This is a genomic window from Pseudomonas sp. Marseille-QA0332, assembly GCF_054950175.1.
This window is the reverse complement of the sequence record NZ_CM143106.1, coordinates 466422-489898: the sequence shown is the minus strand read 5'-3', so window position 1 is coordinate 489898 and position 23477 is coordinate 466422. Positions and strand designations below refer to the sequence as shown.

The following is a 23477-nucleotide window of genomic DNA, read 5'->3' as shown; positions in this document are numbered from 1 at the left end:
AGGGTCAGGTTCGAGCGGTCAGGATGGCATCACGCAGGGCGCGGTCGAGCACAGTCGGGCCGTGGGCCTTGGCGATGTTCGAGGCGATCTTGAAGAACGGGAAGATCACGCGGTACGACGGCGCGCTGTCGGTGAACAGGAAGACAGGCTTGGCTGCCTCACCGAAAGCGGTGTCCTTGCGCTCCCAGATGCCCTGCTCATCGTTGACCGTGCCGGTGAAGTAGCGCCTTGCATTGCCCTTGCGTTGGCTGCGCTTGCTGCCGGTGGCATTGGCCTGGAAGCCACTTGCCGACTCAGCCGCACCCAGGCCCGACAGGATGCGAGTCATGGTGCCGCGCGAAACGTTGCCGTACTGGTTGAGCAGGTCATTGACCGGGACCGCGTACTGCCCGGACTTCATCAGCCCCTTGGCGATCAGCGATTTCTCGAACCGCTTGTGGGGCCGCTGTCCGCCCTGGACAGCCTGCTGCAGGTAGGCATCGGCAGGAATGCCCGAGGTCCAAGCGTCCTTGAAATAGACTCTAGCCGGGCGGTTCTTGGTGGCCGCCTGAACGAACAAGCTGCGCATCGTGGTCGGCGTGGGCCGGTCGATGCGCTGCTTCATCACTTCCAGCATGCCGGCCTTGATCTGCTGGGCCAGCCGGGTCTGGGCAAGGATCTGTGCGAACGGGATCTGCCGCTTCTGGATGTCTGAGAGTTCGCGGGCCAGTGGAACGCGGTCGATGTCCAGTTTGAAGTCGATCATGGCTGGCTCCTGGACATGTCAGACGTTAAGAATGGTTGAACTGATCATTGCAGTTCTCGCTGTAGGAAGAGGCAGCCAGAGAGGTGATCGATTGTAAGAACTCATATGCCCCTGCAGCGCAAACGCGACAAAGGCGACGACGACAGCCAAAAGCGGCCGGGCGATCATTGCGAATCCACCTTGCGGCTGGCCCATTGGCGACCCAACTGGCGGACCTGCTCAACGCCAAGCACGCCGACAAAGCCAGCGACTGCATAGGCATAGCCGCCGGTCATGCCGAACTTTTCCGCGCCGATGCCGACCATAAAGACCAGCACACCACCTAGAGCAGCCTCAAGCAGGCGGCGATCCCAGCGGGGTTCTTTGTCGTCGTAGAGGATTCGTAGGTAACTGAGGATGGTGGCTAAAGCGGCGGGCATGCCGTGGTCACGCAAGGCGGCCGCAAGCATGACCCAGAAGGTCGGATCCTTTTCGGGGGGCATGGTCTGCATCTCGATTCCTCCCGAATCGGGAGTGCAAAGTAAAACGCCCCGGCAAATGCCGAGGCGCAGAAACGAAAAACCCCGACTCATTGGCCGGGGTTCGTCAGTGTCACATTGCGTTGCAAGCTGGACACGCTGCTATAGAAACAGGTCTTTATCCGCGCGGAAAGAACTTTTTAAGCTGCTTCTCTCACCTGCTCCAGTGCGCAGTCAATCCAAGCGACTCCGGCCTTGATTAGCTCGCGTGCTTTGGCTTCGCTTATCTTGCTTTCTCGGGCCACACGGAGAGCAGGCCACTTTGCTCCGAAATACAGCCAGAGGAAGTCGCCCATCTGCTGATCACGCTTGGTCAGACGTGCCAAGGCACCATCCACCGCGAGCGCCAGTTCATCGGTAATGACGTACTGCTTCATGCCTCCTTCCGAAGGTACGTGATCACGCATGAGCGCAAACAGAGGCGAGACGTAACGCGGTATCCCCATCCCATCCATACGCCACCACCCCCATTGTTCAAGCATGTACTCGGTATCACCCAGGGGCTTGTCCGTGTAGGTTCGTTTTTTCATGTGCCGCTCAATCCCCAGTGAAGTTGGATCCGCCCGCGCCGCGTCGGTTGGAACCTTGGTAATGCTGCTCCGGCCCTTGCATCAAGCTAGGCCTTTTCATCTGTTTTATTTCTTGCTCTGCCGCTTGCAGCTTGAAGCTGAGCTGGGTCACCAGGTGCTCCAGTGAAAGCACCAACCTGGAACCTTCAACAACCCAACCTGACCCGTTGCAATCCGTGCATGCCAACTCAAAAAACACGCCTTCCACCACTGCCCTGCCCCTGCATGTCGGGCACTTGATCAGGTCCAAGCGGGGCTGCTCAAAGCCACGGTTGGTGCTCTTTTTCACGTTGTGCATTCTCCTCTGTAATAAATTCGTCGATAGGGCTGCGCGCCTTGCGTGGCTTGGGTTGCGGCCCGTTGTGAGAAATTGCGGATTGCACGTCTGTCAACTTGTGAATGGCTGCGAAGCCGATCCCGTCAAGCCATTCGTGCCATTGCTCCAATGCGTCTCGACGCAGGCCATTTGCCTTGGTCTTGATGTAGGTGTCAGCAACCTTCCCCAGCGAGTGATTCAGCAGCATTTCGCCAATGAAGCCGTCGACGCCCATGTCGAGCCATGCCGTGCGGGCGACCTTGCGCAAATCGTGACTCGACCAGGCCCGGCTGGCCAGGCGGCGGAAAATGGCCGAGGCCTGGCTTTCGCTCAGCGGCTGCCCCTTACGACCAGGGAACAGGTACTGCCCGCTGTACCCAGCTGTGATTTGCGCGGCCCGGTACCGCCGTAGAAGCGCCGACACGCGGGAAGTCAGCGGCAGGCGGTGTTCGGATCGCGTTTTGGTGTGTGCTGCGGGAATGATCCACTCCGCATGGCTCAGCGAGAAGTCTGCCCATTGCGCCTGGCGAGACTCGCCCAGGCGAGTACCGTGGCAGATCATCAACAGCACCAGCATGGCCTCGGCAGGCTTCTGCTCGAATAGCGCAGCCAACGCGGGCACTACCTCATGCAGATGGTTTGCACGCAGTCGGCCATCCTTCGGCAGAATCTTGGTCTTGATGAAGTGGGTGAACCTCATCTCAGCCATTGGGTTCGCGGCAATCAGCCCCAGCTCACGCGCCTTACCAACAGCTAGGCTCAACACGCGAAACATCTGCCGAACGTAGGCCGTCGAGAATTGTGCCTGGGCTGGCCACATCAGCAGCTTGTCGAGCATAGCTGCTGTCAAAAGAGAGATTGGCAGCTCATCCAGGCGCGGCAACAGTTGCTTGCTAATCACGGTTCTGACAGTCCCCTTCCAAGAATCGGAGAGCGAAGCGTCATTGCCGACTCGGTCACTGAACCACCGCAGCAGATCGCCTATGGTCACCAGGCCTTCCAGAGCCACCGCATCGTCAGGGCGACCCAGCAAACGCTGTCGCAAGGCCGGAAGCTCTGCAAAGATCGCCGCTGCGCCGTATTCGGGAAAGCGGGCGAGCCGGTTCCACTTGCCGCGCACGACGAGAAACCAGGTACCGGCCTTCCGGCTTTGATCAAAACGGAACCGCAAGCCAGGATGGCGTGGATCGCGCAGATCTCGCACGCCGTCCACAGTCGCTTGCCGCCGGATCTCAGCGTCGGACACCTTTACAACCGCTGTCGCACTCATGCTGAAAACCGATACCCATGGAATCGCGTGGCCCTATACCCAAAGACAATCATTGGCGCTTTTCCCTGTTTCCGTACCGTGAGGCCATGCTGGTGACCTTGGCCGGCCGTTCGACTGGGACGGGTTGCCAGCTGGCGGACAGGTTTTCAAAGCGGTTGTACTGGCCAAGGAAGGCTGCGCGGACGGTGCCTGTCTCCACGTCACGGCCTTTGCCAATGATGATCTCGGCAATCCCCTTGTACTCGGTGTTCTCGTTGTAAACCTCGTCCCGGTACACGAACAAAATCACGTCGGCGTCCTGCTCGATCGCGCCGGACTCACGCAGATCAGACGGCACTGGACGCTTGTTGGGACGTTCCTCGCACTTACGGGACAACTGACTCAGCAGCACGACAGGGATGCCCAGCTCGCGCGCCAGCAATTTGCAGCCCCGGCTGATGCTGCTCACTTCCTCGGTACGATTGCCGCCATCGCCTTCCATCAGCTGCAGGTAATCGACGACCAGCAGGTCCAGGCCATAGCGCAACTTGTGCCGACGAGCCATGGAGCGGATCCGGCCGACAGTAGCGCCAGCACGGTCCGCGATAAATAGGTTCGCCTGCTGGATCTTGTGAGCTGCGACACCCATCTCGGTCCCGTGAGACTGGCATGCGGCGCCGTTCTTGATCAGGTTGAGCGGGATACGCCCTTCGGACGCCATGGCCCGGTCCAGCAGCTGTCCCTTGCTCATTTCAAGGCTGACCACAAGGGTCGACTTACGCTGGCGCACAGCGGCGTCAATGGCGAACCCCATGGCCAGGGTGGTTTTCCCCATGGCAGGTCGCCCTGCGACGATGATTAGTTGCTCAGGCTGCAGGCCGCCCAGCTTCTCGTCCAAGTCCGCCAGGCCGGTGGACAAGCCGATCAAGGTCTCGCCGCGCGCATGCCGGTCATGGCGCTCTTGCCACACCTCGACCTGTTCAGCCATCAGGTCACCAGCCTTAACTACTTCATCCTCATCCGCGCCGGTGTCGATTGCCATAGCTGCCGCCTGGACAGCTGCAATTTTGGCTTGGATGTCGCCACCGCTTTGAGCGATATCAAGCGTTTGAGCGCTCAGGTCATAAAGGGCACGCTCGATGGCGCGCTCTCGAACAATCCGCGCGTAGGCGCCGGCATTGGCAACGCTAGGCGTGTTGGCGATCAGCGAGCCGCAATGACCCAGAGCAAGGTCACCCGTGTGCAGCATTCCGACGTGATCAGCCACAGTCAGCAGGTCCACAGGTTTTCCAGCAGCTCGGAGTTCCAGAATGCCCCGATACACCTCGGCGTTTTCCACGAAGTAAAACGACTCTGGAGTCAGATCATCGGACAGAGTATCGATTAGCTCTGGGCGCTGCAGCATGGCCCCCAACAGACCATGCTCGGCGTCTGCGTTGTAGGGTTCACGCATGGTAGTTGCCCTCCACCACCTTCACGAAGTTGGTCGGAGCGATCAGCCAGTCGAACGTGCAGCGGAACTGCTTTTCGCGACCCTCGATGCGGCCCATTAGGAAGTCACTCGACTCGACCATGCCGAACAAATCTCGCCAAAACTCCAGGTCCTGGTGCACAGGGCTATCGGCCCATCGTGCGGCGAGCTTGCTGCGCCGGTCCTTGTTGATCAGGACCACGCTGGGCAATGTCGGCAGCAGCTCGTTGAACAGGGCGACGATTTCCTCGACTGGCACCTTGGGGCTGTTGCCGCTCCCCTTTTCTTCTTCTGACGGTTCCTTGATGGTTCCTTTACGGTTCTGGGGGCAGGAGCTGCCGGGGTGGGGGGCACCTGCTGCCGGGGTGGGGGGCATTTCCTGCCGGGGTGGGGCGGCATCTGGTGCAGGGGGGCAGGAAATGCCGGGGTCATAGGTTGAGGGGTTGACGGTGTACCAGGTCGAACGACCCGAACGCTGGTGGGCGGTCAGGATCTTGGCCTGCTCAAGCCAGCGCAAAGCCGTGCGGACAGCACGCTCGGACAGGCAGGTGCGCTCGGCAATGCGTGCCACCGAAGGCCAGCAGACGCCATCGTCGTTCGCGTTGTCGGCCAGAGAGATCAGCACGGCCTTCTGCGCCGGGCTCATGTTCTGGAGCGGCCAGCAGGCCGTCATGATGATCGTGCTCACTTGTCTTGCTCCAGTTGATGGGCTGCCCACACGCCCGCGATCCATTGGACGCCTTTGGCGGTGAACCTTGCCTGCGCGAAGGCATGGCCGTTGGTTTCGCTGGTGCCGGTCTTCAACTCGAAGCGCTTCGCTGCCTGGTGCTGGCTACATGGGGTCAGCACGCCGCCCAGGTAGTACATGACGCCCTTGTCCAGCAGCATCTGTCGGAACTGGCGCTCATTCGCCTTGAGCAGCTTCGCGACCTGGCGGAAGCTCATGGATCCCGAGGCTTGGACGTACCGATCGACGAACTCAGCCTTGGGCGCCGCGATGGCCAGCGCATGGCTGGCGGCTTGCTGGAGCTCGTACTGCTCGGCCCAGGCGCGTGCAGCGGCAGCCGGGTTGGAGAAATCCGGCAGGGTTGCAACCACACGACCGCCCTCCTCCAACTGGCGCCAGCGCTTGATCACCGCCAGGCGCATGGCCGCGCTATAGCCGGTTAGCAGGCACTCCGTGCGTTCGCGGTCCAGGCGGTACTCGGTCTGGGTGCGGTTCTGGCCGTCGAGGTAGGTGCATCCAAACGTGGATGGATCTTCCCCGAGCTCGGCAAGCATGCGCTCGATGTCGCGCTTGACGTGGAAGTGGTGTTTTCCCGTCAGCTCGGCGATCTCCCGGGAAGACATCACCCGGACCTGACGTGTTGGTGAGTTGGTCAAAGCTGGCGCTCCCACCTGGGTGTTGATTGCATCGAATGCAATGTGCATAATCGACCTCGATCTCGTTGTTGAAGAAACCACCCTGGCCGGTGGTTTTTTTATGCCTGCGATTCAGGTACTGGATGGATGGGCAGGTGTTTTCGGCATCTACTGGCGCAAGGCCAGCTAGCGCAGAATTCATTTGTGAGTGCGCCGTCAGGCAGCGGTTTTCGAGGGAGCGGTTTCAGCCAATAGGCGCTGGGCCTTGAAAGGCTTTCCGTTTGCCCTGGCTAGGCTAGCGATCTTCTCGGCATACTTCGTCTCGCCCGTGTACTCGGTCCGAGGGAGACACCCAGCGGCCAGCCACTTGTAAACGGCTCGACGTGTTTTCCCGCAAGCGAGCGAGACAGCGGCAACGCCGCCAGCGTCATCGACCGCCTTCTTGAGTGCCTGCATACGGCCTCCCCTGATATATGAACTGTAAGTACATATTATGTCGGAACTGAAAGTACATGCAAGCGCGTGCCATATTGAACCTATGGTTCACATAGACGAAATCCGGGCTGCCTTTGCGGCGCGCCTCAAGAAAGCACTTGCTTCCAACGACATTCAGGCGTGGGGGGCTGGCGCTCGCCTGGCCGACATAGCCAAGGTCACACCCAAAGCAGCAAGCAAATGGCTCAATGGCGAATCGATACCCGGCGGAGCAAAAATGCTGGCGCTCGCCTCTGCTTTGAAGGTTCGGGTTGAGTGGCTCGAATACGGCAAAGGCGGGATGACAGAGGAAACCTCGGGGTTTGACTCGAACGTAGAGCCTATTGCCGGCCCTGTTAGATATTACGAATACCCTGAAATCAGTTGGGTTCAGGCTGGGATGCCGATGGAAGCTATCGAAATATCGAACGTCGCCTCATGCGAGGTTCACCCATCGGATGCTTGGGCCGGGCCGCACGGCTTCTGGCTCAAGGTGCGCGGGCCTTCTATGACCTCGCCTAACGGCATGTCCTTTTCCGAAGGCATGGTCATCCTTGTGGCGCCTGGTTTTGATGTCGAGCACGGTCAGTTCGTCGTGGCTAAGCTAATTGACTCAAATGAGGCGACGTTCAAGCAGTTCATTTGGGATTCGGGAAGGGCATACTTAAAACCGCTCAATCCAGCTTTTCCCACTGTCGAGGTCGACAATACCTGGCAGATAGTAGGTCGGGTGGTCGACGCCAAATGGCCACGTTCGGCCCTTTAGACGGGCCATAGCCCAACCCGCAGATCACATAACCCTCTAAAGCCCGCCACTGCGCGGGCTTTCTCGTGCTCTCGAAAAAATTATGTACTTTTGGTACTTGACCATATGTGAACTCATGGTACATATTTATCCCGTCGGCAGCGATGCCGCGCAGGCGCCAACCGCCACCGCTCTTTACACAACCAGTCATCCGTCACCCTCAGCGGCACATGAGGGCAGCAGCTGCCAGATGCAGTGAGCTGGGTTCAGGTAACCAAGCGGCGCGCATGCCAATGCGGGGAAGCGCGATGCCCAGTGAGCGATGGGCGCCTGGATCACTTCGATTTCACTGGCTGGCCTTCCCATGAGGGCCAGACGGGAAACCAACCAAGGAGTAGGACCATGCTGATACTGAGCCGCAAAGTCGGCGAGACCATCGTCATTAACGACAACATCCGGGTAACCGTTCTGGGCATCAAAGGGAACCAGGTGCGGATCGGCGTCGAGGCGCCAGCCGATGTCTCGGTGCATCGCGAGGAGATTCAAGAGCGGATCAAGGCCGAAGCGGCGGCCTGATATGGTCGAGCCCAAGACCATCTGCCTGACCGTGTTCGAAGACGGCACCAAGGTCATGGCACTCAACAACGGCCCTCTTCTCGAGGGCCTTCTCTACGCCGCGCACCTGCTTTCAGGTGACCAGCGCCTGGAGCTGATCGAGCAGTTGCAGGCTGTGCATGCCGAGCTCGAGGCGCGCTTTCGATAGCTGGTTTCACTGGCTGGCCTTCTCGCGAGGGCCAGATGGGAAACCAACCCAACGGAGCAACACCATGTTCGGAAAACTGTTTGGCAAGAAGAGCCGCGAAGCGCGCGCTGCGATGTCGGTCGTCCAGAACCGCGACCTCATGCAGGCGATCGTCTACGGCGCTTTCTACGTCGCCGCGGCCGACGGCGACATCAGCGAGGACGAGCTGAAGAAGACCGAGAAGCTGATCGCCAACACGCCACAGCTCAAAGGCTTCGGCCCTGAGCTCTCCAACACCATGGATCGCGCCGAGAAGGACTTCCACGACGGCGGTCATCGCATCCTGCGCATGAATGCCGAGAAGGAGCTGAAGGACCTGGCGCACTCGCCGGACGAAGCCGCAATCGTCATCAACGTCATGCTCACCATCGCCGAGGCTTCGGGCGACATCGATGACAAGGAAATGGTTGTGCTGGAGAAGGCGGCCAAGCTGATGGGCCTGAGCCTCAAGGATTACTTGTGAAGGCCTGGATTCGTCGTCGGCCAGGTGCGGCGATCCTCTTCATCGTGGCTGTCTTCTGCCTGGGCCTGATCGTGCTGGTCGCTGTACTCAACCGCGCTTCCTGCGCCTGGTACGGGTACCAGACCGAACGCGATACCCGCTATGCCGCCTTCGTTGGCTGCATGGTGAAAATGCCCTCCGGCTGGGTGCCGAGAGCGGAAATTCGTACCGCTCAGTAACGCAGATGATTCCTCGGTGCGCCTCAAGCGGGGCGCATCAGGGGGAATCCACTGGAGAGCACAGCATGCAGATCAATCAACAGAAAACGGTTCAGGTCGACGTGACCGAGCTTCGTCTTCATATCAAGGTGCGCGACGGTTTTGCTGCTGGCATACAAGATGCGCAGGGCGACGAGGTGGGCAGCTACGAGGGCTATGTGCCCGACTTCTTCCCGGGTGATCACTACGGCGACTACCTGATCCTGAACATCGACCTGGAGACCGGCCAGATCAAGAACTGGAAGAAGCCGGGCGCCGCCGACATCGAGAAGATGCTGGCCCAAGGCGAAGACGACTGATCAACCGCCCTGGAGGGCAAGACGATGCAGATAGAAATTGATCTTGAGGGTCGCCCTGTTCCTCATCCTGCAATCGCTCAATGGCTGAAAGTGGCTGAAGAAGCAGAGCGCGCAGGCGTTTCTGGCCGCGCAGCCCGCACAGCCGCTCGAGCTATTGAGATCGAGCAGGAGACGGGGGTTGCAGTTTGCGCTTGCTGCTTCAAGCCATATGGCCGCGGCGCGCTGCACCACTGAACAACCAGCGCCACGGCCGCATGCCGTTAACTGCCCGATGCCCTGCAACCCATCGCAGGGTGGATCGGGATGTGATCTGAATGCCCTGTAGCGTGGGCTATACCGTCGGACGGGTGACCCGCACCTGAAAGGCCCGAGGCAACCTCGGGTGAGTTGCCGATGCTGGATGTCGCTGCCAGCCAGATCACACCCCGATGCGGACGATTCTGCACCGCGCAATGCGGCCCCCTGCATCACCCTCCCCATCCACTTCGACCGCATCGGCAGGCGCCAGGCCACCTTCACGGTGGGTCTGGTCACCCGCGCCTGGTGCCTGACCAATGCGGTCCACCGAGACAACTTCATGGAAACGATCATTAGCGGGACATGGACCGGCCACCTCGGCAAGGGCCTCGCCCCGCGTGAGCTGGAAGCATTGCTGGGCGTCGCCCAGGGCATGACAGCGAAGGAAATCGCCCGCCACATGGCCATCAGTCCCGGCACCGTGGCCAACCGCATCGAGAACGCCATGTTCAAGCTCGGCGTTCACCGGCGCGCCACCCTGGTCGCCGAAGCCATGCGGCGCCAGATCATCAGCCCGCTGTGCATCGTCCTGGCCGGCTTCATCGCCATGCACGCTGCCGTCGACAACGGCGATCCGATGCGCCGGGACCGCCGCGTACCGGAGCGCCGCACCGCCCAAGTTCGAATCGTTCGCAAGGCCGAGGCCTTCGAGCTCCACGTCTGACCGAGGATCACACTATGCAATCAGCAACAAGCATCGCCTTCGCTCAAGGCGCTCCAAAGCTCGAGGTGCTGCTGGCCAGAACAAGGCTGGCCCGGCAAGAGGCCCAGGCCCACGTCAAGGTCACCGCATCCCGTTACCAGGCCTTTGGCCGCGGCAAGATCTGGGAAGTGGTCGACCTCGATACCGACGCCGTCATGGGCATCGCTTACCGCTACGACACCGCCATGGTGTTCGTCAACGCGATGGAGGCAGCTGCCCGGTGCAAGCTGGTCGAACGGCAATGAGCGGCGAGAAAACCCCTAAATGGTACAAACAAACTGACATAGTTTATCTGCCGCACCTATAAGCTGCTTACATATGATCTTTTGACACCTTGATTACATCATCCTCAGAACTTAGCCACTGCTTAATTAGGCTATGTATTTGAAACAATGCGGAGATCAAGAAGGAAATAGCCAAGAACGGAGTAAAAGTTGGAATTATTAGAATAAACTTATTGTTAGAAAAACCAAGCGTAAGTTGACTAAGCGACGAAATTATTGATAAAAATATAGCGCTCACTAACATCACGCTTATGAACCTAAGCGGCTGATACAGATCTTTTTTAGATATATAATCGCCCTCTTTGAGATTCATATGCAACACGTATAACTTAAGATACTCAGGACTATCAAACATTTTCTCCTTGATATTTATAACTAAAAAAGTCAGGAGTGATATCAAAAAAGAGGACGCCCCTAAAAAAGCAGCAAAAACGAACCCTTTAATACTGGTCTGATACGTTAGAATCACCGTATCTAAGCAGCCACTTAGCTTGTACGCTAAAAGCAAGGCGGTAGCATATGCAATTATAGCGGCTACACAGCACGTGGCAAAAATTGTCTTTTGCATTGTACCTTCCCGAGCTTTAAGCTCTCTTCACCAATGAGTTCGACAGTATTTCTTTTTTCGCATTCTTAAATAGATCACTACTCAAAAACTGACTCAAGCTTATGCCATTCAAGGAAGAAATATAATCAGCATATTCCATAGAATATATGCTATTCACAGCATCGGCTATCCCGATGGTCTCCCCCGCTAAGCTGGTCGAGCCAGTTCCCTTTACGCTAACCCCCGTACACCCGTCTTTAATGAGACCTTCCAGATAGTCAGAAATTTCTTTTCTCTTAGAAAGCGACTTAAGAGAAAAATGGCCGACCCGCTGAACAACTCTAAGACTTTTTGCGCTTTTAAATATAGAGTTATTCATTCTTTTACCCGTGGCCGGATTAGTGAAAGTCGCATTTATCTCGTCAACTTCACTTAGCCTAGATACCTTATTGAATATATCTGCAGAATCAACCAACCGCTGAATACTAAATTTCTCGTCTCTTTTAGAACGCTTATGCCTGTTTCTTAGCACTTGCCTAAACGCCCATCTCAATTTAGATTCAAAGGTATTTAGCCTTACTGAACCTTCATTATTTAAATAGGCCCCCGCGTAATTTTTTTTACTAATAACTAGCACATTGGTCTCAGCAATCTTATTTGTTAGATCGCCGCTTAATTTCCAGGTGAAGTCGGACCCAGTGTCATCGCCTTCACAGAAATTCTTTAAATCCTTTATGGTAAGAACGATAACTATGAAGGAGTCTTGGTCATCAAAAAATTTGAATTTAACTTCTTTATCTATAGACTTGAAATCCGATTCACCAGAGTAATTTTTTACCAAATGATCGAAAAACTCTCTAAGACTCAAGCGCGGACTTATACCAACCAACTTCACCGGAGTAAAATAAACTTTCATGGAAATCCCTTTAAATACACATGATTGATAAGCCGACAAAATTAGTTGTAAGCAAATCTATTTATTCATGACAATAACGCACAGCAGTACTATGTCAACGCTAAAATCTAACATCCACCTATGGGAGCTCTATAGCTAGTATAGACTACTCTCCGTGCCTTCAGGCCTTAGCTTACCACTTTCCAATTCTCTGAAGCCATCGCCTGCTACATCAATCGACCGGTCGGTGCCATGGTCATATCGGACCGCTGAGCTCTGGTCGACGAGGGCTGAATACAAACCCCTAGCGCCAGTGAAGCATTGCCTGTCTAGGCCTTTCTTGTTGCCCTCTTCCGGGCTGACAAAAATCGCCTGACCATGCGCGTGCCTGGCAACACTTTGCCACTTTTGGCTGGACAACGAGTCATCGCAACATTACTTGAGCGAGCCTAGCTTTCAGTCCAGAAGTTTGAAGGAAAATATGCCCCCACCCAAAGTACTTAGCGGATACCTACCAAGACCGGCCTTAGCATGAAGCGTTTCAATAAACTCACGCACAACTTCAAGGCTATCCCTGGCTCTTTCGATATCGCAAAACCTCATCCAGCTAGGAAACTGGTTATCGGTTACGCGATGTGGAGCTTCGTTTCCCTCAAGAGTCTCACTAACGGTAATTGATTCTGTCTTTCCATGCGCTAATGTGTTTCGGAATTCCAGAAGTTCGGCAACACTAGGATACGCATCCACGAGCTTGGTAGTAGGTAGCTGCAAAGCAACGGCTATAGCCTGGTATTTTTCCCAGACGCTCGGTCGTGATCGCTTGAAGACCAAATTCATGTGATGGTCCTCTGGCCCCTCAATCAAGTGGTTCAGATAAGCTTCCACCGTAAATGCTTGAAGAATCAGACAGTTCATCACTTCATAAAGCTGCCCCTCGACTTCCTCCTCTGCCGACTCCAGGGCACGGCAAGCCCCCGAAAATAGGTATGAAAAAGTTTTCGTGGTTTGGGTGCCATTATACTGCCCAGCCATAATCTGCCTCCTTAAATCGCCAAAATGTATCGCACAGGCTTCTCCATGCCCATAGAAAACCGCTCCAACCGCAATAACAGAACTAGAACCTTCACTCTCGACTCACTGATCACTGCGCTCAAGCAAGTCGGAGCACATCACGAAATCAGCGCAGACCTCATTGCAGAGCAGATTTTCGATCATCCGGCCCAGCAGGGCCAGGGCGAGCCGGCGGGTTACCAGATCCGCAGCAAGACCGATGAATTTGGGTCGCAGTGGACACCGTGGCGGGAGTGCTGTGACACCGAACAGGCCATGCACGATCATGAGGTAGGCCGCTTCAATCAGTTCGGGATCATGCGCGAGATTCGGCCGGTCTTCGCAAGCGCTGCCAATCCTGCCGAGGTTGAGCAGCTGCGCACCGAAAATACACGCCTGAGTGGCTTGAAGCCCGAGGAGCCACCGCGACCACCAGCCGGCGATGGCCTGCCTCGCTACGGTCTCCGCTGGAACGGTCCACAGCAGCCTATCGCAGTACCCATGGATGATGGCTATTGGACGCCTTGGCATCTGGCGGATCGCCTGCGCCAAGAACGCGACAACCTGCTCGAAGCCGGCGCACACCTGCTGTAACCCTTCCCCTAATCTAGCTCGCCGACATGCGCGGGCATGGAGAACTCGTGAACACCCATTTCCTGCTGATGGCCCAGTACGGTGGCCAGGCAATCATCCCGCTCGAACGCATATGCCTCGACTACTTCAGCCACCTGACTCCCGAGAAGATGAAGGCAAAGGTCGCCCGAGGCGAGATCAACCTGCCCCTCGTCTGTATGGAGGCCAGCCAGAAGTCAGCTCGAGGCGTACACCTGAACGACCTGGCCGCCTACCTCGACGCGCAGCATGCCAAGGCCAAGACCGAGCACGACAAGCTCATGGGTCGCGGTCTTCGACGCGCCTCTTGACCCTCTTCCGGGCCTCGATCACGGGGCCCGCTATCACCCTGTCGATCCATCCCCACCCCGCATACGGATCGCCATTCCCCCGTAGGTGCGTATAGCGCCGCATCGAGTTCCAATCCCGGTGACCGGAAACAGAAGCCACCTTCGGGATATCCCACCCCATTTCGAAAAGCCGGCTCACGCCATCATGGCGTAGGTCGTGAAAATGCAGGTCGTTGATCTCTAGAAAATTGCATGCTCTGGTGAACGAGGCCGATATCGACTTCGAGTTGTACGGAAAAATTTCGCTGGCTACACGCGGCATCGACTGCAGGATGCGCCAGGCTTCGTCCGGCAAATGGCACCACACGTCATTCCCGTACTTCTGCCCGGGGTTCTTCATATCGGTGATGAGGGCTGACCGGTCCTTGTCGTTGAGCGAATCCCAGCGTATGCGTGTGATCTCCTCCTGCCGCCGGGTAGAGAAGAGCGCGAATAGCACCACCCGAAGCATATCGATCTCCTGCTTGCGGCGGTCGCGCATCTCGTCGAAGTACGCTAGCAAGCGCTCAAGCTCGTCCAGGGTCGGCCGTCGGTTTCGCTCGCGGCTTTTGCTGACCGCGCCCATCTTCCTCAGCACCTTCCGGGCGTCGGGCATGGCGTGCGGATCAACTTCATAGCCCCAGGCCGGCCGCGCAACCGAGAGGACCGCGCCCAGGTGCGCCAAGTCGTTGCCTACAGTCTGTGCCTGAATGCCACTGTTCTCCATCCGCCACATGGCGTACTCGACCAGCTTCTGGCTGGTTAGGTCTGTGTCCGCAACCTCGCCCAACCAGGTTTCTTTGATGGCGTTCAGGGTAGCGCGTTTCGTCTTGCCCAATGGACGCAACTTCTCGTACTGATCCAGGTAACGGTCGACCATGTGCTTGACCGTGATGCCGCCGCGGTTCGCCTTGTCGATGGCGCCTGGCTCATGTAGCTCGGCCTCGCGCTTCCTGATCCAGGCCTGCGCTGTAGCCTTGCGATCGAACGTCTGGCTTTCCTGATAGACTGACTGACCCTTTTTCATGATCCGGATCTGCGCGGTGTACGCTGCAGACCCATCCTTGCGCTTCCGAAGCGTGATGGTTCCCATTGGTTTTGCTACACGGCTGCTATGAGTTACTACATTGTAGCAACGACAGATGGCAAACGAGCAAAAATGATGGGAAACGGTAGCAAACGAGAGAATCGAAAATGCCCCCTGAAACCCCAGAAAACAAGGCCTCCCCATTAGACTCAGTAATGAGGCGGTTTTCTGTTGCACCGATGATGGACTGGACCGATCGCCACTGTCGCTTCTTCCTGCGCCTGCTCTCCCGCCATGCCCTGCTCTACACCGAAATGGTCACCACCGGCGCCCTGCTCCACGGCGATGCCGCCCGGTTCCTGCGCCATGACCTCTCCGAGCATCCGCTGGCCTTGCAGCTCGGTGGCAGCAATCCGCTTGAGCTGGCCGCCTGCGCGCGGCTGGCCGAGGCGGCCGGTTACGATGAGGTCAACCTGAATGTCGGCTGCCCGAGCGATCGGGTGCAGAACAACATGATCGGTGCCTGTCTGATGGGCCATCCGGCACTGGTGGCCGATTGCGTGAAGGCGATGCGTGATGCGGTGGATATCCCGGTCACGGTCAAGCATCGCATCGGCATCAACGGCCGGGACAGCTATGCCGAGCTGTGCGACTTCGTCGGGCAGGTGCGCGATGCCGGCTGCCGGAGCTTCACCGTGCATGCGCGCATCGCCATCCTCGAGGGCCTGTCGCCCAAGGAGAACCGGGACATCCCGCCGCTGCGCCACGAAGTGGCCGCGCGGCTGAAGGCGGACTTCCCGGAGCTGGAGATCGTGCTCAACGGCGGGATCAAGACGCTGGAGGAATGCGAGGCTCATTTGCAGACCTTCGATGGCGTGATGCTCGGGCGCGAGGCCTACCACAACCCGTACCTGCTGGCACAGGTGGACCAGCGGCTGTTCGGCAGCGCGGCGCCGGTCGTAAGCCGCAGCGAGGCGCTGGCACGACTGCGGCCGTACATCGTGGCGCACATGGAGCATGACGGGGCCATGCACCATGTGACACGGCATATCCTCGGGCTGGGCCAGGGCTTCCCGGGCGCGCGGCGCTTCCGCCAGCTGCTCTCGGCCGACATCCACAAGAGCAAGGAGCCGCTGGCGGTGTTGGACCAGGCGGCCGAGCTGCTGGCGGGGCGCTGAGGGAACCCTGGCCGGGCGCCGCGCTCGAATGGGCTTGTCGAAGGCATGCCAGACAGGGCGGCACGGGCAGCTGGGGTTGCGGATCGGCCGGCAGTGTTCCAGGGCAAGCCCCTGCCAGCGCGCTCGATGCCAGCGTGCAGGGTGGTTTGCCTGAGGCACGGGCCCAGCGCTTGCCGACGCCTGCCGAACGCTGTGGCCGGCTGGCCGGGACAATTGCGCAAACCCTGCTTCACTAGGCATGTCGTTCACCCTTCTTCGAGCCTCCCCGACGGGCCTTGAGTGGTCGTCGGGGGTGGAGTAATGTCGAGTCATTGCACAGGACAGAGCACGCCCATGACTTCCAAGCTGGAACAACTCAAGCAGTTCACGACCGTGGTCGCCGATACCGGAGACCTGGATGCCATCATCCGCCTCAAGCCCCAGGACGCGACCACCAACCCGTCGCTGCTGCTCAAGGCGGCGGCGATCCATGGCTATGCCGAGCTGCTCGAGCAGGTCAAGGCCCAGAGCAAGGGTGATGTCGGCCTGGCTTGCGACCGGTTCGCGGTGGCGGTGGGCGGTGGCATTCTCAAGGAGATTCCGGGGCGCATCTCCACCGAAGTGGATGCGCGACTGTCGTTCGACGAGCAGGCCCTGCTGGCCAAGGCCCGCCAGCTGATCGAGCTGTACGATGAAGCCGACGTCGGTCGTGAGCGCGTGCTGATCAAGCTGGCCTCGACCTGGGAAGGGATCCGCGCGGCGGAGAAGCTCGAGCGCGAGGGTATCCAGACCAACCTCACCCTGCTGTTCTCCTACGCCCAGGCGCAGGCCTGCGCCGATGCCGGCGTGTTCCTGATCTCGCCGTTCGTGGGGCGCATCTACGACTGGTACAAGAAGAGTACCGGCCAGGAATACGCTCCGGCGCAAGACCCCGGCGTGCTGTCGGTCACGCGCATCTACAACTATTACAAGGCCAACGGCTACGACACCGTGGTCATGGGCGCGAGCTTCCGCAACATCGGCCAGATCGAGCAGTTGGCCGGCTGCGATCGCCTGACCATCAGCCCCGAACTGTTGGAAAAGCTCGCCGACGACCATGGCGAGCTGCCGCGCGTGCTGCAGCCGGGCAATGCCGGTGAAGCCAGGCAGCAGCTCGACGAGGCGCAGTTCCGCTGGGCGCTGAACGAGGATGCGATGGCCACCGAGAAGCTGGCCGAGGGCATCCGTCAGTTCGCCCGCGACCAGGAGAAGCTCGAAGCGGTCATGGCCGGCAAGGCGTGATCGAACCCTGAAGCGGCGAGGCCCGGGGTCGATCGGACCCCGGGCTGGCCAGCGCTCAGGTCCAGTTTGAAATGGCCGGATACACACAACGATTGCCACGCGCGGCCTGGATAAACAAGATGTGTTCCCTCGAGCCGCGCGCCCAGACCCTGGCCTTGTCGAGCGCTGGCGATCCGCTGTCCGAGAGTGTCCGCCTTAATCTGCCTTGAGTGATCGATGTCGCTGACTCCCCCCGCCCTCCCACCGGTGCTTGCCGGTCCGCTCCTGCGTCGCCTCGAACCCCAGCGCCTGGCCATCTGGCTGGTCGGCTCGTGCCAGTTGCAGCCTGAGTTCGTGCTGGCGTGCGCGGGCATCGAGGCGCTGACCCAATGCGAGGTGGTACAGGTGGGCCGGGAGGCTTTCGTGCATCTGCTGGAGGTCCGCTTCCAGACGCCGTTGCCGTATGACCAGGCCATCGCCTACGACATCCTGGTGGATGCCGGCCAGGGCCGCCAGGGGATCGCCGAATGGGCGCCGCACCTGCTGTATCCCGGGCGGCAGCGCCCGGACCTGGTGTTGCGCTCGCGCATGGACCAGGTACTGCATGGCTCCTGCCGCAAGCCGCATCACCCGGCGGCCGATGGCCTGCTCTGCGCCGATCGCCTGCTGCAGGCGTGCCGGACGCCCGCGCAGCGCCCGGCGCTGTTGCTGATGACCGGCGACCAGGTCTACGCCGACGACGTCGCCGGCCCGATGCTGCGCGCGATCCATCGCCTGATCGAGCAGCTGGGGCTGTTCGACGAGCGACTCGAGGGCGCGGTGGTCGACGACAGCCAGGCGCTGTACCAGCATCCTGCGTGCTACTACCGTCGCGCCGACCTGCTGCCGGCGCTCGAGCGCAACGAGGGGCTGCGGCGGCGTTTCTTCGGCGGTACGCGCAAGCCGATCTTCACCAGCAGCAATGCCGACAATCACCTGGTGAGCTTCGCCGAGGTCATGGCCATGTACCTGCTGGTCTGGTCGCCGGTGTGCTGGCGGCTGGTGCGCATGACCCAGCCAGCGGGCCTGAGCGCCAAGCGCCAGGCTCGCTACAAGGCCGAACTGCCACTGGTCGAGGCGTTCGCCGACGGGCTCGGCGGCGTGGCGCGGGTATTGGCGCACCTGCCGAGCCTGATGATCTTCGACGACCACGACATCACCGATGACTGGAACCTCTCCGCGCAATGGGAGCAGACCGTCTACGGCCATCCGTTCTCGCGGCGGATCGTCGGCAATGCCTTGCTTGGCTATCTGTTGTGCCAAGGCTGGGGCAACGATCCGGATCGCTGTCGAGCGCTGGTGCAGCGTTGCCAGGCGCTGAGCAGCCAGGCCACCGGCTCGATGTACCTGCCTAGCGCGGCGCTGGACGGGCTGATCGGGACACTGCTGGGCTTCCAGGGCTGGCAGTTCGAGCTGGCCAGCGAACCACCGCTGCTGGTGCTCGACACCCGCACCCGGCGCTGGCGTAGCGAAAGCAGCCTGAAGAAGCCGTCCGGCCTGCTCGACTGGGAAGCACTGAGCGAACTGCAGCAGGCGCTGCTGGGGCATCGCTCGGCGATCATCGTCTCGCCCGCGCCGATCTTCGGCGTCAAGCTGATCGAGACGGTGCAGCGGGTGGTGAGCTGGCTGGGCTATCCGCTGCTGGTCGACGCCGAGAACTGGATGGCCCATCGTGGCGCGGCGCAGGTGATCCTGAACATCTTCCGCCACTCGCGTACACCGGGGCACTACGTGATCCTGTCGGGCGACGTGCACTATTCGTTCGTCTACGAAGTGCTGATCCGCCATCGCCAGCGCAGCCCGCACTTGTGGCAGGTCACCAGCAGCGGCATCAAGAATCAGTTTCCCAGGCGCCTGCTGGACGTCTTCGATCGGCTCAATCGCTGGCTCTATGCGCCGCGCTCGCCGCTCAACTGGTTCACCAAGCGCCGGCGCATGGAGGTCATCCCGCGTACCCCTGACCGCAGCAAGGCCGGCGAACGCCTGTGGAACAGCGCCGGGCTCGGCTGGGTATTCTTCGATGAGGACGGCCGCCCCGAGCGGGTGTTGCAGCTCAATGCCGATGGTGCGCCTGCCACGGAATTCCCGCCGCCGACACGTGACTGAAGGTAGCGTCAGATACGCTCGAGGGCGCTTACCAGGTCGCGGAAGGCTTCGCGATTGGAATCGTTCAGGCCCATGAGGATGCGGTGCGCTTCGAGCACCTTGGAGCGCACCACGTCCTCGCTCTGGTCCTGCGAAGGCAGGTCGCTCAGGCAATCCGGGCAAGGAATCGGTCGGTCGACGATGTTGAACACCTGGTCGAAGCCCATGGACTGCAGCAACCGGGAGATGTCCGGGTTGGTGGTGACCACGGTGGGCAACAGGCCGACTTTCTGCCGCGACAGGATCGACAGCTTGGCCAGCAGTCCAAGGGTCGTGCTGTCGATGCTTTCGGTCTCGGTCAGGTCGATGACGATGGCCGAGAAATTCAGCGCGGTGAAGATTTTCTCGATCGTCGCATCCAGCGCCGAACACAAGGTCAGACGCACTTCACCGACGAACTTCAGAACGAAGGTGCCGCTCTGCTCGGCGAACTGGATTCTACCGGTACTCATTGAAGGTTCCTGCTCAACACCAACAGGGCGATATCATCCGGCATCTCCCCGAGCGTGGACAATTTGAATCGTTGACGCAGCCCGTCCAGGCTGCCTCCCGCGTCCTTGACGATCTCCGGCAAGGACGCCTCCTTAGCTTTGAGCGTGTCGCCTGGCAAAAGGTCCAGAACGCCATCGGACATCAGGCTCAGGCTGAACCGCGGTGGCAGTTCCAGCAGGTGGTCCTGATACACCGCCTCGTCGAACAGCCCCACCGGCAGGCCGCGACCCTCGAGGTAGCGCACCTGCCCGGGGGTGTACAGCACCGGCAGCGGCAGGTGCCCACCCACGGCATAGTGCAGCAGGCCGGTGTCTTCGTCGATCACCCCGCCGACCATGGTCACGTGCTTGCCCAGCCTGCAGTTGATCAGGCCGCGGTTGATGTGGCCCAGCACCTCGGAAGGCTTGAACTCGCGCATCTTGCCGCTGCGCTTGAATTCGAACAGCAGCCGGGTGGTCATGAACTTGAGCAGCACCGTGATGAAGGCCGACGAGGCGCCGTGGCCGGAGACATCCGCCAGGTAGAAGGCGATCCGCCGCTCGTCCACCCGAAAGTAGTCGACGAAATCGCCCGACAGGTACAGCGACGGAATGATCTGGTGGTCGAACGTAAAACCGCCGGCCTGCCATGGCCGCTCGGGCAGCATGTTCATCTGCACCTGGCGACCGGCGTCCTGGTCTTCCTGCAACAGGTGCAGGCTGGCCTCGAGCTCACGATTGGCCGCCTCGAGCTTCTCGCGGTAGCGCTGGTTCTCCAGCACCAGGCGCGAGCGATCCAGCGCCCGCCGCACCGAATGCTCGAGCACCGCCAGGTCCTCCAACGGCTTGATCAGGTAATCGGCGGCGCCCAGGCGCAAGGCCTCGACCGCGTCGCTCATGACGCCAGCTCCCGAGACCACGATCACCGGCAGCTGCGGCGCCTGTTCGCTGACCCGGCGGATCAGCTCCAGGCCGCCCATTTGCGGCATGCGCAGATCGCAGATCACGAGATCAGGCTGGTGCTGTTCGAAGACTTCCAGGCCCTGCTGGCCGTTGCTGGCCTGGAGGACGTCGAAACCGCTGTCTTCCAGATAAGCGGCGAGGCTTGCTCGGACCACGTCGTCATCGTCGATGATCAGCAAGGTTGCACTGGTTTTCTGCATGTGGGCAAACGGCGCCAGAAATAGGTTGGCGTAGCGGCATCGGCCAGACCGAGCGACAGCTACTGGAATTCTCTCTAGCCACTCTCCATCTGAGTAATAGGACAAGAAAACCTGCCCGGCAAATGGTAGAGGTGCCCTGTAAGGCGCTGACGGTACTCCCATCCGCAGGGCGTTTCAAGCGCGGGCTGGCTTGCAAGGCCAGTGCTGTACAGCGCAAATTGCCGAGAGTTATAAGAACCTCATCTTGTGCAACTTCCTGGAAGGATCGAAGCATGTCATTGTCGCCGCAAGACCATACTGAAAAGCGGGATTTCATCCGCATGCGCATCGACGCCGAAGTGACCCTGGTGCATGCCGGCCAGGTGATCACCGCGATCTGCCTGGACCTGTCGGCCAGCGGCCTGCAGGTTCGGGCGCCGCGGCGCTTCCAGGTGGGGGACCCGCTCGAGGTACGCCTGGAGTCCGAACACCCGGCCCTGGCTGGGTTGCAAGCCAGTACCGAGGTGGTATGGATCGCCGACCAGGGCGACGGGCAGCAAAAGTTAGGGCTGCGGATCTTGGCAATGGATTGATACATATAGAGTAGAGAGTGGCCTGGTGGCGAGCGGCTGTCGTGCCGCGACAAGGTGCGCAGCGGCTGCAGGGTCTGGCAGGCTTGAAAGAGGAGAGTGGGTCGCTTGGCAGATCCTGACCAGACACTTGGACAGGACTCGCCATTCTCGCTAATTGACAATCATTATCATTATAAATAACTTGTCACACTTCGGTAGGAAGCAGGGTCTCCAGGGAGCTTCCTTCTTTCGAGAACCAAGGTGACTTTCCATGACGGAACAATTGTCCACAAGCAAGTGCGATTCACCATTGCTCCATGCATTCCTCGACAACCGCAGCGTCCTGCTCAAGATCGCCGCCCGGATCACTGGATGCCGCTCGCGGGCCGAAGACGTGGTGCAGGACGCCTTCTTCCGGTTGAACAATGCGCCGCGGATCACCTCTTCGTTCAAGGCTCAGCTCAGCTATCTGTTCCAGATCGTGCGCAACCTGGCCATCGACCACTACCGCAAGCAGTCGCTGGAGCAGAAGTATTCCGGTCACGAGGAAGAAGGGCTGAACGTGGTCGTGCATAACGCCACCCCCGAAGCCAGCCACATCCATTTCGCAACCCTGGAACACATCGCCGCGGCCCTCGACGACCTGCCCCAGCGCACCCGCTACGCCTTCGAGATGTATCGCCTGCATGGCGTGCCACAGAAGGATATCGCCAAGGAGCTGGGAGTCTCTCCGACCCTGGTCAATTTCATGATCCGTGACGCCCTGCTCCACTGCCGCAAGACGGCAGGCTGCCAGGAGCCTGCCTGACTGGCTTTCACCGGTTGCCTAGGTTCAGTCTGGCGAACGCACGGTGACCTGGTAGGGCTGGAAGATGCGCAGCAACTCGCCGTTGGCCCGCAGACGCTGCAACAGCTCGGCGAACGCCGCGCCGCTGATGGGGCCTCGAGGCCTGAGCAACGCCTTGTGGCGATAGGTCTGGTCGACACGCCCGGAAACCAGCAGCTGGCTCGCCGCGAATGGATGGCGTTGCTGGAAATCGCCCAGGTAAGAGCGCGTCACCAGCGCGACATCGACACGCCCGCGCTGGACCATGAACAAATTGCTGTCATGGGAATAGCTCAACCGGGCGTCGAAGGCCGTGCGCAAGAAGCGTGGGTCGGCATTGAAGCCGGCAAAGCCGTAGTGGTAGCCACTGAACAGTGCCAGGCGCTTGCCACGCAGGTCATCGAAATAACGCTGGTCACGCCCCGGCGCCCGCCGCGCGACGAACACCTCGGCATCGTCCAGGCCCATGTCCACGGCAACGTGCGGGATATCGCGCCAGCCCCAGTCGGGATTCTCGAAGATGGCCAGGTCGGTGCGGCCCTGCTGCAGGTCGGCATAGCGCCGGGGAATCGAGGTCGGTACCAGGATGAAGTGGTAGGTGTCCTGCGCCTGGTTCAGCGACTTGACCAGTTCGATCAACAGGCCACTGTCGCTTCCCTGCTCGGGCCGCGAGGTGTAGGGCGGGAAGTGCGCCGCGCCGATGCGTACTTCGATGGCCGGTGCGGCACTGGCCATGGCCGGCAGGCAGAGGGCGGCCATGAGCATCAGCCGGTGCAGGAGTGTGGAAAGGCAAGCCTGGCGCAAAACGATGGACTCATGGCGGGGTCGAACCTGGAACCGCTTAAGCTAGGC

The 23477-nt window shown here is 59.7% G+C and carries 31 protein-coding genes; 17 read left to right on the top strand and 14 right to left on the bottom strand.

Features of this window, described 5'->3' with window-relative positions; all coding sequences use genetic code 11:
* Nucleotides 1–4: 4 nt before the first annotated feature.
* The 8 genes from ACY8GK_RS02360 to ACY8GK_RS02325 all read right to left on the bottom strand — a co-directional run bounded on the left by ACY8GK_RS02360 (nt 5) and on the right by ACY8GK_RS02325 (nt 6251).
* Complete coding sequence (locus ACY8GK_RS02360) at nt 5–745, bottom strand: hypothetical protein (RefSeq protein WP_462402165.1); 741 nt, start codon at nt 743–745, stop codon at nt 5–7.
* Between the two features lie 164 nt (nt 746–909).
* Entirely contained in the window at nt 910–1236 is a 327-nt protein-coding gene (locus ACY8GK_RS02355) for a phage holin, lambda family (protein ID WP_239930231.1), read from the bottom strand.
* Nucleotides 1237–1403: 167 nt separating this feature from the next.
* Nucleotides 1404–1793 (bottom strand): antiterminator Q family protein, encoded by a 390-nt coding sequence (locus ACY8GK_RS02350; RefSeq protein ID WP_462402164.1) that lies wholly within the window; start codon nt 1791–1793, stop codon nt 1404–1406.
* A gap of 7 nt (nt 1794–1800) precedes the next feature.
* On the bottom strand, nt 1801–2121 hold the full coding sequence (locus tag ACY8GK_RS02345) for a hypothetical protein (protein WP_462402163.1): 321 nt from the start codon (nt 2119–2121) through the stop codon (nt 1801–1803).
* A complete protein-coding gene (locus ACY8GK_RS02340; protein WP_462402162.1) occupies nt 2093–3418 on the bottom strand; it encodes a tyrosine-type recombinase/integrase in 1326 nt (441 codons plus the stop codon). Before ACY8GK_RS02340 ends, ACY8GK_RS02345 begins: the two co-directional genes overlap by 29 nt.
* 49 nt (nt 3419–3467) lie before the next feature.
* Nucleotides 3468–4850 (bottom strand): replicative DNA helicase, encoded by a 1383-nt coding sequence (gene dnaB, locus ACY8GK_RS02335; protein ID WP_462402161.1) that lies wholly within the window; start codon nt 4848–4850, stop codon nt 3468–3470.
* Entirely contained in the window at nt 4843–5556 is a 714-nt protein-coding gene (locus tag ACY8GK_RS02330; RefSeq protein WP_462402160.1) for a helix-turn-helix domain-containing protein, read from the bottom strand. The genes dnaB and ACY8GK_RS02330 overlap by 8 nt, the downstream gene beginning before the upstream one ends.
* The gene (locus ACY8GK_RS02325; RefSeq protein WP_230376044.1) at nt 5553–6251 is read right to left on the bottom strand and encodes a phage antirepressor KilAC domain-containing protein; all 699 of its coding nucleotides are present in this window, start codon (nt 6249–6251) and stop codon (nt 5553–5555) included. The genes ACY8GK_RS02330 and ACY8GK_RS02325 overlap by 4 nt, the downstream gene beginning before the upstream one ends.
* A gap of 40 nt (nt 6252–6291) precedes the next feature.
* Between ACY8GK_RS02325 and ACY8GK_RS02320 the strand changes: the two genes are divergently transcribed.
* From ACY8GK_RS02320 to ACY8GK_RS02275, 10 genes are all read left to right on the top strand, one after another.
* Nucleotides 6292–6420, top strand: coding sequence for a hypothetical protein (locus ACY8GK_RS02320; RefSeq protein ID WP_462402159.1), 129 nt, complete (start codon nt 6292–6294; stop codon nt 6418–6420).
* A gap of 303 nt (nt 6421–6723) precedes the next feature.
* Nucleotides 6724–7470 (top strand): helix-turn-helix domain-containing protein, encoded by a 747-nt coding sequence (locus ACY8GK_RS02315; protein WP_462402158.1) that lies wholly within the window; start codon nt 6724–6726, stop codon nt 7468–7470.
* Between the two features lie 381 nt (nt 7471–7851).
* Nucleotides 7852–8025 carry a carbon storage regulator CsrA gene (csrA, locus tag ACY8GK_RS02310; protein WP_196179864.1) on the top strand — a complete coding sequence of 58 codons (174 nt, stop codon included), beginning with the start codon at nt 7852–7854 and terminating at the stop codon, nt 8023–8025.
* Nucleotide 8026: 1 nt separating this feature from the next.
* A complete protein-coding gene (locus tag ACY8GK_RS02305; RefSeq protein ID WP_462402157.1) occupies nt 8027–8212 on the top strand; it encodes a hypothetical protein in 186 nt (61 codons plus the stop codon).
* A gap of 64 nt (nt 8213–8276) precedes the next feature.
* Nucleotides 8277–8714, top strand: a complete 438-nt coding sequence (locus ACY8GK_RS02300; protein WP_462402156.1) for a tellurite resistance TerB family protein — start codon at nt 8277–8279, stop codon at nt 8712–8714.
* Nucleotides 8711–8932: a hypothetical protein gene (locus ACY8GK_RS02295; protein ID WP_462402155.1), complete on the top strand. Its 222-nt coding sequence runs from the start codon at nt 8711–8713 to the stop codon at nt 8930–8932. The genes ACY8GK_RS02300 and ACY8GK_RS02295 overlap by 4 nt, the downstream gene beginning before the upstream one ends.
* A 65-nt stretch (nt 8933–8997) precedes the next feature.
* Nucleotides 8998–9270 carry a hypothetical protein gene (locus ACY8GK_RS02290; protein WP_462402154.1) on the top strand — a complete coding sequence of 91 codons (273 nt, stop codon included), beginning with the start codon at nt 8998–9000 and terminating at the stop codon, nt 9268–9270.
* Nucleotides 9271–9294: 24 nt separating this feature from the next.
* Complete coding sequence (locus ACY8GK_RS02285; protein WP_462402153.1) at nt 9295–9504, top strand: hypothetical protein; 210 nt, start codon at nt 9295–9297, stop codon at nt 9502–9504.
* Nucleotides 9505–9847: 343 nt separating this feature from the next.
* On the top strand, nt 9848–10231 hold the full coding sequence (locus tag ACY8GK_RS02280) for a response regulator transcription factor (protein ID WP_196179973.1): 384 nt from the start codon (nt 9848–9850) through the stop codon (nt 10229–10231).
* A 14-nt stretch (nt 10232–10245) separates the two neighbouring features.
* Complete coding sequence (locus ACY8GK_RS02275) at nt 10246–10515, top strand: hypothetical protein (RefSeq protein WP_462402152.1); 270 nt, start codon at nt 10246–10248, stop codon at nt 10513–10515.
* 623 nt (nt 10516–11138) lie between these two features.
* Here ACY8GK_RS02275 and ACY8GK_RS02270 read toward each other — a convergent pair.
* Together ACY8GK_RS02270 and ACY8GK_RS02265 are read right to left on the bottom strand one after the other, a co-directional pair.
* Entirely contained in the window at nt 11139–12017 is an 879-nt protein-coding gene (locus ACY8GK_RS02270) for a hypothetical protein (protein ID WP_027915063.1), read from the bottom strand.
* Nucleotides 12018–12452: 435 nt separating this feature from the next.
* Nucleotides 12453–13028, bottom strand: coding sequence for a hypothetical protein (locus ACY8GK_RS02265; protein ID WP_462402151.1), 576 nt, complete (start codon nt 13026–13028; stop codon nt 12453–12455).
* Between the two features lie 45 nt (nt 13029–13073).
* On the opposite strand from ACY8GK_RS02265, the gene ACY8GK_RS02260 reads away from it, so the two are divergent.
* Both ACY8GK_RS02260 and ACY8GK_RS02255 read left to right on the top strand, forming a co-directional pair.
* Entirely contained in the window at nt 13074–13640 is a 567-nt protein-coding gene (locus tag ACY8GK_RS02260; protein ID WP_462402150.1) for a hypothetical protein, read from the top strand.
* Nucleotides 13641–13687: 47 nt separating this feature from the next.
* Complete coding sequence (locus ACY8GK_RS02255; protein WP_027915066.1) at nt 13688–13969, top strand: pyocin activator PrtN family protein; 282 nt, start codon at nt 13688–13690, stop codon at nt 13967–13969.
* Here the strand turns inward: ACY8GK_RS02255 and ACY8GK_RS02250 are convergent.
* Complete coding sequence (locus tag ACY8GK_RS02250; RefSeq protein WP_462402149.1) at nt 13938–15080, bottom strand: site-specific integrase; 1143 nt, start codon at nt 15078–15080, stop codon at nt 13938–13940. The two genes, ACY8GK_RS02255 and ACY8GK_RS02250, sit on opposite strands and share 32 nt — an antisense overlap.
* A 101-nt stretch (nt 15081–15181) precedes the next feature.
* On the opposite strand from ACY8GK_RS02250, the gene dusA reads away from it, so the two are divergent.
* From dusA to ACY8GK_RS02235, 3 genes are all read left to right on the top strand, one after another.
* Entirely contained in the window at nt 15182–16192 is a 1011-nt protein-coding gene (dusA, locus tag ACY8GK_RS02245) for a tRNA dihydrouridine(20/20a) synthase DusA (protein WP_462402148.1), read from the top strand.
* Nucleotides 16193–16525: 333 nt separating this feature from the next.
* A complete protein-coding gene (gene tal / locus ACY8GK_RS02240) occupies nt 16526–17452 on the top strand; it encodes a transaldolase (protein WP_462402147.1) in 927 nt (308 codons plus the stop codon).
* A 216-nt stretch (nt 17453–17668) separates the two neighbouring features.
* Entirely contained in the window at nt 17669–19576 is a 1908-nt protein-coding gene (locus ACY8GK_RS02235; protein ID WP_462402146.1) for an alkaline phosphatase D family protein, read from the top strand.
* A gap of 8 nt (nt 19577–19584) precedes the next feature.
* Here the strand turns inward: ACY8GK_RS02235 and rssC are convergent, their stop codons facing one another.
* Nucleotides 19585–20067, bottom strand: coding sequence for an anti-sigma factor antagonist RssC (gene rssC / locus ACY8GK_RS02230; RefSeq protein WP_462402145.1), 483 nt, complete (start codon nt 20065–20067; stop codon nt 19585–19587).
* Nucleotides 20064–21248 (bottom strand): two-component system response regulator RssB, encoded by a 1185-nt coding sequence (rssB, locus tag ACY8GK_RS02225; RefSeq protein WP_196176397.1) that lies wholly within the window; start codon nt 21246–21248, stop codon nt 20064–20066. Before rssB ends, rssC begins: the two co-directional genes overlap by 4 nt.
* Nucleotides 21249–21520: 272 nt before the next feature.
* On the opposite strand from rssB, the gene ACY8GK_RS02220 reads away from it, so the two are divergent.
* Both ACY8GK_RS02220 and ACY8GK_RS02215 read left to right on the top strand, forming a co-directional pair.
* The gene (locus tag ACY8GK_RS02220; RefSeq protein WP_196176399.1) at nt 21521–21820 is read left to right on the top strand and encodes a PilZ domain-containing protein; all 300 of its coding nucleotides are present in this window, start codon (nt 21521–21523) and stop codon (nt 21818–21820) included.
* 250 nt (nt 21821–22070) lie between these two features.
* Nucleotides 22071–22607, top strand: coding sequence for an RNA polymerase factor sigma-70 (locus ACY8GK_RS02215; RefSeq protein WP_196176401.1), 537 nt, complete (start codon nt 22071–22073; stop codon nt 22605–22607).
* Nucleotides 22608–22631: 24 nt separating this feature from the next.
* Here the strand turns inward: ACY8GK_RS02215 and ACY8GK_RS02210 are convergent, their stop codons facing one another.
* Entirely contained in the window at nt 22632–23390 is a 759-nt protein-coding gene (locus ACY8GK_RS02210) for a substrate-binding periplasmic protein (protein WP_462402144.1), read from the bottom strand.
* Nucleotides 23391–23477: the final 87 nt, after the last annotated feature.

Excerpts from the sequence above, each read along its gene's own strand:
- ACY8GK_RS02360 (WP_462402165.1), bottom strand. The coding sequence starts at position 745 with ATGATCGACTTCAAACTGGACATCGACCGCGTTCCACTGGCCCGCGAA.
- ACY8GK_RS02355 (WP_239930231.1), bottom strand. The coding sequence starts at position 1,236 with ATGCAGACCATGCCCCCCGAAAAGGATCCGACCTTCTGGGTCATGCTT.
- ACY8GK_RS02350 (WP_462402164.1), bottom strand. The coding sequence starts at position 1,793 with ATGAAAAAACGAACCTACACGGACAAGCCCCTGGGTGATACCGAGTAC.
- ACY8GK_RS02340 (WP_462402162.1), bottom strand. The coding sequence starts at position 3,418 with ATGAGTGCGACAGCGGTTGTAAAGGTGTCCGACGCTGAGATCCGGCGG.
- dnaB (WP_462402161.1), bottom strand. The coding sequence starts at position 4,850 with ATGCGTGAACCCTACAACGCAGACGCCGAGCATGGTCTGTTGGGGGCC.
- ACY8GK_RS02320 (WP_462402159.1), top strand. The coding sequence starts at position 6,292 with ATGTGCATAATCGACCTCGATCTCGTTGTTGAAGAAACCACCCTGGCC.
- ACY8GK_RS02315 (WP_462402158.1), top strand. The coding sequence starts at position 6,724 with ATGTCGGAACTGAAAGTACATGCAAGCGCGTGCCATATTGAACCTATG.
- csrA (WP_196179864.1), top strand. The coding sequence starts at position 7,852 with ATGCTGATACTGAGCCGCAAAGTCGGCGAGACCATCGTCATTAACGAC.
- ACY8GK_RS02305 (WP_462402157.1), top strand. The coding sequence starts at position 8,027 with ATGGTCGAGCCCAAGACCATCTGCCTGACCGTGTTCGAAGACGGCACC.
- ACY8GK_RS02300 (WP_462402156.1), top strand. The coding sequence starts at position 8,277 with ATGTTCGGAAAACTGTTTGGCAAGAAGAGCCGCGAAGCGCGCGCTGCG.
- ACY8GK_RS02290 (WP_462402154.1), top strand. The coding sequence starts at position 8,998 with ATGCAGATCAATCAACAGAAAACGGTTCAGGTCGACGTGACCGAGCTT.
- ACY8GK_RS02285 (WP_462402153.1), top strand. The coding sequence starts at position 9,295 with ATGCAGATAGAAATTGATCTTGAGGGTCGCCCTGTTCCTCATCCTGCA.
- ACY8GK_RS02280 (WP_196179973.1), top strand. The coding sequence starts at position 9,848 with ATGGAAACGATCATTAGCGGGACATGGACCGGCCACCTCGGCAAGGGC.
- ACY8GK_RS02275 (WP_462402152.1), top strand. The coding sequence starts at position 10,246 with ATGCAATCAGCAACAAGCATCGCCTTCGCTCAAGGCGCTCCAAAGCTC.
- ACY8GK_RS02270 (WP_027915063.1), bottom strand. The coding sequence starts at position 12,017 with ATGAAAGTTTATTTTACTCCGGTGAAGTTGGTTGGTATAAGTCCGCGC.
- ACY8GK_RS02265 (WP_462402151.1), bottom strand. The coding sequence starts at position 13,028 with ATGGCTGGGCAGTATAATGGCACCCAAACCACGAAAACTTTTTCATAC.
- ACY8GK_RS02260 (WP_462402150.1), top strand. The coding sequence starts at position 13,074 with ATGCCCATAGAAAACCGCTCCAACCGCAATAACAGAACTAGAACCTTC.
- ACY8GK_RS02250 (WP_462402149.1), bottom strand. The coding sequence starts at position 15,080 with ATGGGAACCATCACGCTTCGGAAGCGCAAGGATGGGTCTGCAGCGTAC.
- dusA (WP_462402148.1), top strand. The coding sequence starts at position 15,182 with ATGCCCCCTGAAACCCCAGAAAACAAGGCCTCCCCATTAGACTCAGTA.
- tal (WP_462402147.1), top strand. The coding sequence starts at position 16,526 with ATGACTTCCAAGCTGGAACAACTCAAGCAGTTCACGACCGTGGTCGCC.
- ACY8GK_RS02235 (WP_462402146.1), top strand. The coding sequence starts at position 17,669 with ATGTCGCTGACTCCCCCCGCCCTCCCACCGGTGCTTGCCGGTCCGCTC.
- rssC (WP_462402145.1), bottom strand. The coding sequence starts at position 20,067 with ATGAGTACCGGTAGAATCCAGTTCGCCGAGCAGAGCGGCACCTTCGTT.
- rssB (WP_196176397.1), bottom strand. The coding sequence starts at position 21,248 with ATGCAGAAAACCAGTGCAACCTTGCTGATCATCGACGATGACGACGTG.
- ACY8GK_RS02220 (WP_196176399.1), top strand. The coding sequence starts at position 21,521 with ATGTCATTGTCGCCGCAAGACCATACTGAAAAGCGGGATTTCATCCGC.
- ACY8GK_RS02215 (WP_196176401.1), top strand. The coding sequence starts at position 22,071 with ATGACGGAACAATTGTCCACAAGCAAGTGCGATTCACCATTGCTCCAT.
- ACY8GK_RS02210 (WP_462402144.1), bottom strand. The coding sequence starts at position 23,390 with ATGCTCATGGCCGCCCTCTGCCTGCCGGCCATGGCCAGTGCCGCACCG.